This is a genomic window from Collimonas sp., from assembly GCF_035566555.1.
Classification (GTDB): Bacteria; Pseudomonadota; Gammaproteobacteria; order Burkholderiales; family Burkholderiaceae_D; genus Collimonas.
Genome location: NZ_DATMRB010000178.1, coordinates 1 through 9,377 on the forward strand (window position 1 = coordinate 1; position 9,377 = coordinate 9,377).

Genomic DNA, 9,377 nt, shown 5'->3' on the forward strand with positions numbered 1-9,377 from the left:
CCGCCAGGCACAGCAGCGCGAGGAATTCCTGGCGCGGGATATGCAGGGTGCCGACGCCGTAGGACAGCGAAAATACCGTCGCAATATAGAACAAGGTGTAGCAGACAATCATTGCCACCGAGCCCAGCAGCACCGGACGCCAGTGGTGCTGGAACAAGGTGAGGGCCGGCACTTTCACGCGCTCGCGCTTCTCCAGCGCGGCGGCAAATACCGGGGTTTCAGCGATCTTCATCCGCACATACAGGCCCAGCACGACCAGCACGGCGCTGAAAATGAAAGGGATGCGCCAGCCCCAGCTTTTGAACTGCTCATCCGACAAGCTCAAGGCCAGAGCGAGGAACAAGCCGTTCGCCATCAGGAAACCGACCGACGGACCGAGCTGCGGGAACATGCCATACCTGCCGCGCTTTCCCTGCGGTGCATATTCGGTCGCCAGCAACGCCGCGCCGCCCCATTCGCCGCCCAGGCCGATACCTTGGGCAAAGCGCAGCACGCATAGCAGCACCGGCGCCAGCGCGCCAATCGAAGCGTAGCCAGGCAAGAAGCCGATCAGCGTGGTGGCGACGCCCATCACCAGCAGAGACAGCACCAGCGTCGATTTACGGCCGATGCGGTCGCCGAAGTGGCCAAACAGAAAGGCGCCGACCGGACGCGCAATGAAGGCGATGCCGAAGGTGACGAAGGCAGACAACGCTTGCGCGGTCGGCGAGTCGTGCGGGAAAAACACCGGGCCGATGACTAGCGCGGCGGCGGTTGCATACACATAGAAATCGTAGAATTCGATAGCGGTGCCGATGAAGCTGGCGAAGATCACGCGTCTTGCGCTATTGGCTGCCGGGGCGGCGGAGGTGATTTGCTGCGACGCAGTATTCATCGTTTTTCCTTATGGTGGTCTCGGCCTAAGCATAGCCGAGATGGCCCGAAAACGACACAACTGCGGCTGCCGCCTGTCTGATTCATCCCACTGGCGCCGGCAGTCTTTGCAGCACGCGCACTTCTGAAGCGTAGATGATCCAGGCCTGCACCACGAAACCGATCAGCGCCAGCACCAGGCAGGCGGCTTCGCCCCAGCGGGCGCCGACCAAGCCGCCCAGCGCGGCGCCGATCGGCCGCGCGCCGGTATTGACGGTCAGGAAAATCGCCGACACCCGCCCGAGCATGGCGCCGGGCGTGACGGTCTGGCGCAGCGTGGTCGAAGTGATGACCCAGATGATCGGACCGACGCCGAACAGGAAGAAGGACAGCGCCGCCAGCACGCCGCTAGGCACGGCCAGCGTCGCCACCATGGTCAGCGCGGCCAGCACCGAGACCGCGGGGCCGAGCTGGATCGCGCGGCCGAACGGCAGCTTTGCGACTATCCGCGGCGTCAACAGCGCGCCCAGCATCATGCCGACGCCATAGGCGCCCAGTGTCATGCCCACTTCACCGGCACTGAGGCCGAGCTTGCGCACCGCGTACGGCACATAAGCTGCCTGCAGCACGAACCAGGAAATGTTCCAGGCCACCGCGGTCAGCAGTATCGGCCGCAGCAGCTTGTCGCGCCACACCATGTGCGCGCCGTCGCGCAGTTCCAGCAAGGGATGGCGCGGCGGCGCGGCGACGCGCTGCGGTTCGCGCAGCTGCAGCAGCAACACCACGGCCGAGCCGGACAGCATGGCCGCCAGCACGAAGGCAGTCGAGGCGCCGGCCCATGAGGTCAGCGCGCCGCCCAGAGCTGGGCCGGCGGCAAAGGCTGCACTGCGCGCCAGTTCCAGGCGGCCGTTGGCTTTCGCCAGATGTTCGCGCTCCACCAGCGCCGGCACGATCGCGGGCGCAGCGACGCTGAAACCGACAGTGCCGACAGCGCCGATGAAGCCAAGCACCGCCAGCAGCGGTATCGAGAGGTGGTTGAACAGCAACGCCGCCAGCACGCCCAGCAAGGCCAGCATGCGCAACATCTCGGCGATCACCATCAGGCGCTTGCGCGAGGTGCGGTCGGCCAGCAAGCCGAACGGAATCGACAGCAGCAGGAAAGGCAAGGACTGCACTGCGGCGAGTGTGCCGATTTCGCCGGGGCCGGCGCCCAGCAGCAGCACCGCCATGATGGGGGTGGCCGCCAGGCTCAGCTGCTCGGCCGATTGTGCTGCCAGGTTGGACCAGGTAAGGGCGACCAGGGAGCGGGGAAGGGCGTGCGGAAGTTTTGAAGTCATGAGGTTCTTACGGTTTGTTCGACAACGGCAGTGTAGTGCCGGCGACGCCGGCAAACACTCCGTTTCTTGGCGCGCAATTCGCATGCGCGCCGCTTGCGGGTTTTAGCGGCGTTGCGGCGTCAGTACGGTGGGCAAAGCCTTGGCCAGCGTTTCCGGATAGTCCTGGCTGTAGTGCAAGCCGCGGCTCTCGTGGCGCGACAGTGCGCTTTCGACGATCAGCGACGCCACCTGCACCAGATTGCGCAGTTCCAGCAAGTCGCGGCTGATGCGGAAGTGGGCGTAATACTCGTCGATCTCTTCCTTTAGCAGGCGGATGCGGTGCTGGGCGCGTTCCAGGCGTTTGTTGGTGCGCACGATGCCGACGTAATTCCACATGAAGCGGCGCAGCTCGTCCCAGTTGTGCGAGATCACGACTTCCTCGTCGGCGTCGGTGACGCGGCTTTCATCCCAGGCCGGCAGCGCGATGGCAGGCGGTTTTTCCTGCTGTTCGATGAACTTGGCGGTGGCGCGGCCGATCACCACGCATTCCAGCAGCGAATTGCTGGCCAGGCGGTTGGCGCCGTGCAGGCCGGTATAGGCAGTCTCGCCGACCGCATACAAGCCAGGCAGGTCGGTCCGGCCACTCAAATCGGTGGCGATGCCGCCGCAGGTAAAGTGCACCGCAGGCACGACCGGGATCGCCTGCTTGGTGATGTCGATGCCGAGCTCCATGCAGCGTGCGTAGATGGTGGGGAAATGCTCTTTCAGGAATTCCGGCGACTTGTGGGTGATGTCGAGGTCGACGTGATCGAGGCCGCGTTTTTTCATTTCAAAGTCGATGGCACGCGCCACTACGTCGCGCGGCGCTAGCTCGGCCCGTTCGTCATGGGCTGGCATGAAGCGCAGGCCGGCGTCGTCGCCTTCGGTATCCGGCAGCTTCAGCACGCCGCCTTCGCCGCGGATCGCTTCGGTGATCAGGAAAGACTTGGCGTAAGGGTGGTACAGGCAGGTCGGATGGAACTGGATGAATTCCATGTTGGCGACCCGGCAGCCGGCGCGCCAGGCCATGGCGATGCCGTCGCCGGTGGCGCTGTCGGGATTGGTGGTGTACAGGTAGACCTTGCCGGCGCCGCCGGTAGCCAGCACCGTGTGGCTGGCGGCCAGCGTCAGCACCTTGCCGGTCTTGACGTTCTTGGCGTACAGGCCGAGGCAGCGCGGCGCATTCTTGCCGTCTGCGCCGGCAGCCACTTTCTTGGACGTGATGAGGTCGATCGCGTAATGATCTTCCAGCAGGGTGATGTTGGGATGCGCGCGCACTTTCTGTTCCAGCGTCACCTGCACTGCATGGCCGGTGGCGTCGGCGGCGTGGATGATGCGGCGTTGGCTGTGGCCGCCCTCGCGTGTCAGGTGAAAGCCCATCTCGGCGCTGGCATCGGGCGTAAACGGCACGCCTTGTTCGATCAGCCATTCGATGGCAGCCTTGCCGTTTTCGACGATGAAGCGGGTCGCGCTTTCATCGCACAGGCCGGCGCCGGCCACTAGCGTGTCGTTGATATGTTCTTCGTGGCTGTCGCCGGAATCGAGCACGGCGGCGATGCCGCCCTGGGCCCAGTTGCTGGCGCCGTCCAGCAGCGCGCGTTTGGAGATGACCGCGACCTTGCTGGTTTCGGCGAGGTGCAGGGCGACTGACAGGCCGGCTAGGCCGCTGCCGATAATGGCGACATCGAATTTCATGGCGAATTGTTGGTTATTGTTTTCATCGGGTATCGCCCCGCGCGGGCGCACGGGGCGATGTCTCTATCTACTGCCTATCCTTTGCTGCAATGCTGCCTGATGCTGCTTAGTGCTGATTTATTCGACGATCACCGGCTTGACCTTGGCCGCCGCCTGCTTGGCGCGGATGCGGGCGGTCTCGACGTCGTCGGCGCTGGCGAGGGCGACGCCCATGCGCCGGCGCGCAAAAGACTCCGGCTTGCCGAACAGGCGGATGTCCGCGCCCGGCACGCGCAGCGCATCGGCCACGCCTTCGAAGGCAATGCCCTTGGCGTCGTGCTGGCCGTAAATGACAGCCGATGCCGCCGGCGTACGCAGGGCGACATTGACCGGCAGGCCGAGGATCGCCTTGGCGTGCAGCTCGAATTCGCTCTGCTGCTGGCTGGCCATGGTGACCATGCCGGTGTCGTGCGGACGCGGGCTGACTTCGGAGAACCACACCATCTCGTTCTTGACGAACAGCTCAACCCCGAACAGGCCGAGGCCGCCGAGATTGTCGGTGACCTTCTTGGCGATATCGCGCGCCTTGAGCAAGGCTTCCGGATGCATCGGATGCGGTTGCCAGGATTCGACGTAGTCGCCTTGCACCTGGAGGTGGCCGATCGGCTCGCAGAAATGGGTGGCGACGCTGCCGTCCTGCTGTAGCGCGCGGACTGTCAGCAGCGTGATTTCATAATCGAAATCGATGAAGCCTTCGACGATGACACGGCCGGAATCGACCCGGCCGCCGGCGGCGGCATAGGCCCAGGCGGCTTCCACTTCGGCGGCGCTGTCGATTTTCGACTGGCCTTTGCCGGACGACGACATCACCGGCTTGATCACGCACGGAAAGCCGATGGCTGCGCAGGCTGTCTTGAGTTCATCGAGGTTGTTGGCGAAGCGGTAGGGCGAAGTCGCCAGCGCCAGCGTCTCGCCGGCCAGGCGGCGGATGCCTTCGCGGTTCATGGTCAGCCAGGCGGCGCGCGCGGTAGGAATCACCGTGACCTTGCCGGCGGCTTCCAGGGCAACCAGGGTTTCCGTGGCGATGGCTTCGATTTCCGGCACGATCAGATCCGGCTGCTCCAGCGCGATCAGCGCTTCCAGCGCGGCGCCATCGGCCATGTTGATGACGTGCGAGCGATGCGCGACCTGGTGGCCGGGCGCATTCGGGTAGCGGTCGACGGCAATCACTTCTACGCCCAGGCGCTGCAGCGAGATGATGACTTCCTTGCCGAGTTCGCCGGAGCCCAGCAGCATGACCTTGGTGGCGGAAGGGGAAAGCGGGGTACCGAGTCTGATTGATGTCTTCATATTGGAAAAGAGGGCGCCGCCGAAAGCAGCGCGATAGTCATGGATAAGGTGTGGTGGCAGCGATGGAGCGTATGAGGGAGGTTTCTAGTCTAGGCGACTCTGTCTAAAAAGCGGCGGGCTATAGGTCTGTTTCATGGTTATCGGCTGCCAACGCCCGACAATAGCAAATATCGGCGCGCATGGACAGTTGGCAAAATGAAAAAAGCCGCCAGAATCATCTGGCGGCTTTTTTTACGCTGCTCAGGCATAACCGTAAGGATATGCCATATCGATCAAGCGCGCTCGGTCTGGTAGATATCGTTGTCCTTGGTTTCCTTGACAAACAGCATGCCGATGATAAAAGTGGCAACCGCAATCACGATCGGGTACCACAGGCCGTAGTAGATATCGCCCTTGAAGGCCACCAAGGCAAATGCCGTGGTTGGCAGCAAGCCGCCGAACCAGCCGTTGCCGATGTGGTAAGGCATCGACATCGAGGTGTAGCGGATGCGGGTCGGGAACATTTCAACCAGCATTGCCGCAATCGGGCCATATACCATGGTGACGTAGATCACCAGGATGAACAGCAGCAGCAGCACCATGGGCTTGTTCATTTGTTCCGGGTCGGCCTTGGTAGGATAGCCGGCAGCCTTGATGTCGCCCGACAGTTCGGCCGAAAATGCCTTGTCCTTGGCGGCAGCATCTTCTTTCGACAGGCCGTTGGCATCATATGAAGTCAGTACCTTGTCGCCGATCTTGATGGTGGCCACCGAGCCTGGCGCACCGACGACATTCTCGTAATTGACCGACGCAGCGGATAGTTTAGCTTTGGCGATGTCGCAGGAAGAGGTGAATTTCTTGGTGCCGGTCGGGTTGAACTGGAACTGGCAGGCTGCTGGATCGGCGGTAACGATCACCGGCGCATTTTTCAACGCTGTTTCCAGCGCTGGATTGGCATAGTGGGTGAGGCCGGAGAAGATCGGGAAGTAGGTCAGGGCGGCAATCAGGCAACCTGCCATGATGATAGGCTTGCGGCCGATCCTGTCGGAGAGGCTGCCGAAGATCACGAAGAAAGGCGTTGCCAGCAGCAGAGCCAGGGCGATCAGGATATTGGCAGTCGACATATCGACCTTGAGCGATTGCGTCAGGAAGAACAGGGCGTAAAACTGGCCTGTATACCAGACCACAGCCTGGCCGGCGGTCAGGCCGATCAAGGCCAGGATCACGATTTTCAGGTTTTTCCATTGGCCGAATGCTTCAGTCAACGGTGCCTTGGAAGTCTTGCCTTCCGCTTTCATGCGGGCAAACGCTGGCGATTCGTTCATCGACAGCCGGATCCAGACGGAAACGGCCAGCAGGATGATGGACACCAGGAACGGAATGCGCCAGCCCCAGGCTGAAAAAGCTTCTTCGCCAACCGCGCTGCGTACGCCCAGGATCACCAACAGCGACAGGAACAGGCCCAGCGTTGCTGTCGTTTGAATCCAGGAAGTGAACGCGCCGCGTTTGTCATCCGGTGCGTGCTCGGCGACATAGGTAGCTGCGCCGCCGTATTCGCCACCCAGCGCCAAACCTTGCAGGATACGCAAGGTGATCAGGATGATCGGTGCGGCGATGCCGATAGTGGCATAGTTAGGCAGGATGCCGACGATGAAGGTCGAGGCGCCCATGATCAGGATCGTCACCAGGAAGGTGAATTTGCGGCCGATCATGTCGCCTAGGCGGCCGAATACCAAAGCGCCGAACGGACGCACGATGAAGCCTGCCGCAAAAGCCAGCAGGGCAAAGATGAAGCCGGTATTAGGATCTGTGCCCGAAAAGAATTGTTTGGCGATAATTGCCGCGAGCGAGCCGTACAGATAAAAGTCGTACCACTCGAACACCGTGCCCAGGGACGACGCAAAAATGACCTTGCGCTCCTCTGCCGTAATGCCGCGGTTGGCAGGTTTAACCCCGCCTGCGGCAGGTTGTAGTGTAGCCATGCTGGTCTCCTAGAATATTTATATTTGGTACAGCTAATCTGGAGTGTGCGGTCCGAACCTTACGCAGGACTTGCTTGAAACTTACAGAAGCTTACACATGGGAAATGTCATCGATATCATAAGTTTCCTCCTGTCAACTTTGACAGCTGTGCCGGATTATCGGCGAAGTTACAATAACTCCGTCTTCTACACTCTCCCCGAGTATGGATTCGGCCCGTGACCGCAAGGTATCGCGGGCCTTTTTTTGCCTCTGCGCATGCGACGGAAGCGCCAATCGTCATGGTGCCGTCATACCGCTGTCATTTTGCCTGCGTAAAATGCGAGGTGTTGACTTAGTGCTCACTCATAAGGCCGGATCCGGACGGATGCGCGTTTTTCGAAGGGTGTCTTGCCATCAGCAGGTTAGCCGGTAGCCTCGATCACCGGCACCAGATACCCCCGTTGCCAATGAACCCGCTGCCGCAAGGTGTGCGGGTTTTTGCATTGCTGCGGCGGCAATCCGAGGCGCATCGCCCGGACGCTATAATGTCTGGCCCGACGGCGATCCGCCCAGGACCTTGATCGAAAAACCATGCCATTTTCCGTTGACCCCATGACTGCTTCTCTGTTACCGCAGCTGCCGGATTCCGTCAGCCAGGCTGGGTTGCGCTACGTCGTCGACGCCGCCCAGCTGGCCAGCCTGAAAGCCGCCGGCATTGTGCTGCCGGCGTCGCTGGCCAATGCCGTGCTGAAGCGTCAGGTGGAATTTGCCGCCGGCAGGTTGTGCGCCCGACTGGCCCTGCACCAGCAAGGCTATGGCGGGAGCGAGACGCTGGCGATCGGCGAGCACCGGGCGCCGCTCTGGCCGCCGGGCTACATCGGTTCGATCAGCCATGGCGATGGCCAGGCGGTTGCAGTGGTTGCCGTGAACGGGGCATGGCGAGCGCTAGGCATCGATATCGAAAGCATGCTCAGCCGCGAGGCGGCGCAACCCTTGGTGGCGCATCTGATGGACGCAGCCGAACAGGCTATCGGCGATGCTGCCGGCCTGCCGCTGGAACGCTGGCTGGGACTGGTGTTTTCGGCCAAGGAAAGCCTGTTCAAGGCCTTGTATCCCTTCGTCGGACGCTATTTTGACTTTCTCGACGTCGAGGTCTGCGAGCTGGATGAAACGCAGGGCAGCCTGATGCTGAGACTGCTGGGCAGCTTGTCGCCGCAGTGCGTCAAGGGCAGCGAATACTGCATCCGCTACCGTTATTCAAACAATAATATCGCCACGCTTTGCCTATTCTGAGGGCCTGTCCGATAGTTGCGAACGACTGGATATTTGCGGCACGGCATCTATACTAAAAATCTTCTGGAGGTTTTTATGAAGGCAGCCAAGATCATTGAAATGTGGGGCAGGGCCAGTCGCCAGGTGCCGCTCACCAGCGACGACGACATCGTGCAGATGTTCGCCAACGAAATCGCCAAATTATCCTATAAGCTGACCGAGGAAGAGCTGTTCCGGCTGATCGCGGTCGGCGCGCTGGTCTATCAGCGCGGGTTCCGCGAATTTGACGGCAACGTCATGGCGGACCTGCTGATCCGGACCTTGCGCGAGGGCGGACGAGCATAGGACGCTTCCTGTCCTGCCGGCCATATGAAAAAAGCCTGCGTGGTGCGCAGGCTTTCTCATGTCGGCTAAAGCGGGTGTCTGAAGCTGTCCAGACGGGGTCGCCGAGACGGGGTCGCCGAGACGCTTAGACCCTGACGATTTTTTCACCGGTCTGGTCAATCACGAATTTTCCTTCCGCATACGGAGTCAGCGCCCGTCCGTCCGCCAGCTTGTAGATTTCACGTCCCGGCAGGGAAGCGACGGTGCCGTTTGCCGCAGCTCTTTCAATCGAGTCTTTATAGCACTCAACATGATAGGCGTTCCCTGTTTCTTTGCCTTTGGCGTCGAATTTTTCTGCTAAATCCATAAATGTCTCCTTGTGCGCGAGGTTGGAATACCTGCGGTTACGATACCAGATTTTATTTAACGATTGTAGTAATCAATGTATTCCTCCGCCATCGCACTTGCCCGCCTGGCCGCTATCCATTGCCGCTATCCTCTGCGGCGCGTACCATGAGGGTCGCAGCATGGCAAATTCTACAGAGGAAGCAGTAATGAACGACGGTTTGACAAGATATGAGTACGACGCGCTGGAACAGATCGGCAAGG

8 protein-coding genes are annotated in these 9,377 nt (G+C 61.1%); 2 read left to right on the forward strand and 6 right to left on the reverse strand.

Annotated elements, in window-relative coordinates; all coding sequences use genetic code 11:
* The 5 genes from VNZ65_RS22515 to VNZ65_RS22535 form a co-directional block, all read right to left on the reverse strand.
* Window positions 1-874 (reverse strand): MFS transporter (locus tag VNZ65_RS22515; RefSeq protein ID WP_325673050.1); only part of this gene is annotated, 874 nt, incomplete at its 3' end.
* An 82-nt stretch (window positions 875-956) separates the two neighbouring features.
* Window positions 957-2,189 carry an MFS transporter gene (locus tag VNZ65_RS22520; protein ID WP_325673052.1) on the reverse strand — a complete coding sequence of 411 codons (1,233 nt, stop codon included), beginning with the start codon at window positions 2,187-2,189 and terminating at the stop codon, window positions 957-959.
* Window positions 2,190-2,291: 102 nt separating this feature from the next.
* Window positions 2,292-3,902 carry an L-aspartate oxidase gene (nadB, locus tag VNZ65_RS22525; RefSeq protein WP_325673054.1) on the reverse strand — a complete coding sequence of 537 codons (1,611 nt, stop codon included), beginning with the start codon at window positions 3,900-3,902 and terminating at the stop codon, window positions 2,292-2,294.
* Between the two features lie 117 nt (window positions 3,903-4,019).
* The gene (gene purT / locus VNZ65_RS22530) at window positions 4,020-5,231 is read right to left on the reverse strand and encodes a formate-dependent phosphoribosylglycinamide formyltransferase (protein WP_325673056.1); all 1,212 of its coding nucleotides are present in this window, start codon (window positions 5,229-5,231) and stop codon (window positions 4,020-4,022) included.
* A 272-nt stretch (window positions 5,232-5,503) separates the two neighbouring features.
* A complete protein-coding gene (locus VNZ65_RS22535; protein WP_325673058.1) occupies window positions 5,504-7,192 on the reverse strand; it encodes an MFS transporter in 1,689 nt (562 codons plus the stop codon).
* 571 nt (window positions 7,193-7,763) lie between these two features.
* On the opposite strand from VNZ65_RS22535, the gene VNZ65_RS22540 reads away from it, so the two are divergent.
* A complete protein-coding gene (locus VNZ65_RS22540; RefSeq protein WP_325673060.1) occupies window positions 7,764-8,465 on the forward strand; it encodes a 4'-phosphopantetheinyl transferase family protein in 702 nt (233 codons plus the stop codon).
* Between the two features lie 75 nt (window positions 8,466-8,540).
* On the forward strand, window positions 8,541-8,789 hold the full coding sequence (locus VNZ65_RS22545; protein WP_061942113.1) for a hypothetical protein: 249 nt from the start codon (window positions 8,541-8,543) through the stop codon (window positions 8,787-8,789).
* A 124-nt stretch (window positions 8,790-8,913) separates the two neighbouring features.
* On the opposite strand, the gene VNZ65_RS22550 is transcribed toward VNZ65_RS22545, so the two are convergent.
* Window positions 8,914-9,135: a hypothetical protein gene (locus VNZ65_RS22550; RefSeq protein WP_168230293.1), complete on the reverse strand. Its 222-nt coding sequence runs from the start codon at window positions 9,133-9,135 to the stop codon at window positions 8,914-8,916.
* Window positions 9,136-9,377 lie beyond the last annotated feature (242 nt).

Bases quoted from the DNA above. Each gene is read 5' to 3' on its own strand.
- VNZ65_RS22550 (WP_168230293.1), bottom strand. From the start codon at position 9,135: ATGGATTTAGCAGAAAAATTCGACGCCAAAGGCAAAGAAACAGGGAAC.
- VNZ65_RS22520 (WP_325673052.1), bottom strand. From the start codon at position 2,189: ATGACTTCAAAACTTCCGCACGCCCTTCCCCGCTCCCTGGTCGCCCTT.
- purT (WP_325673056.1), bottom strand. From the start codon at position 5,231: ATGAAGACATCAATCAGACTCGGTACCCCGCTTTCCCCTTCCGCCACC.
- nadB (WP_325673054.1), bottom strand. From the start codon at position 3,902: ATGAAATTCGATGTCGCCATTATCGGCAGCGGCCTAGCCGGCCTGTCA.
- VNZ65_RS22540 (WP_325673060.1), top strand. From the start codon at position 7,764: ATGCCATTTTCCGTTGACCCCATGACTGCTTCTCTGTTACCGCAGCTG.
- VNZ65_RS22545 (WP_061942113.1), top strand. From the start codon at position 8,541: ATGAAGGCAGCCAAGATCATTGAAATGTGGGGCAGGGCCAGTCGCCAG.
- VNZ65_RS22535 (WP_325673058.1), bottom strand. From the start codon at position 7,192: ATGGCTACACTACAACCTGCCGCAGGCGGGGTTAAACCTGCCAACCGC.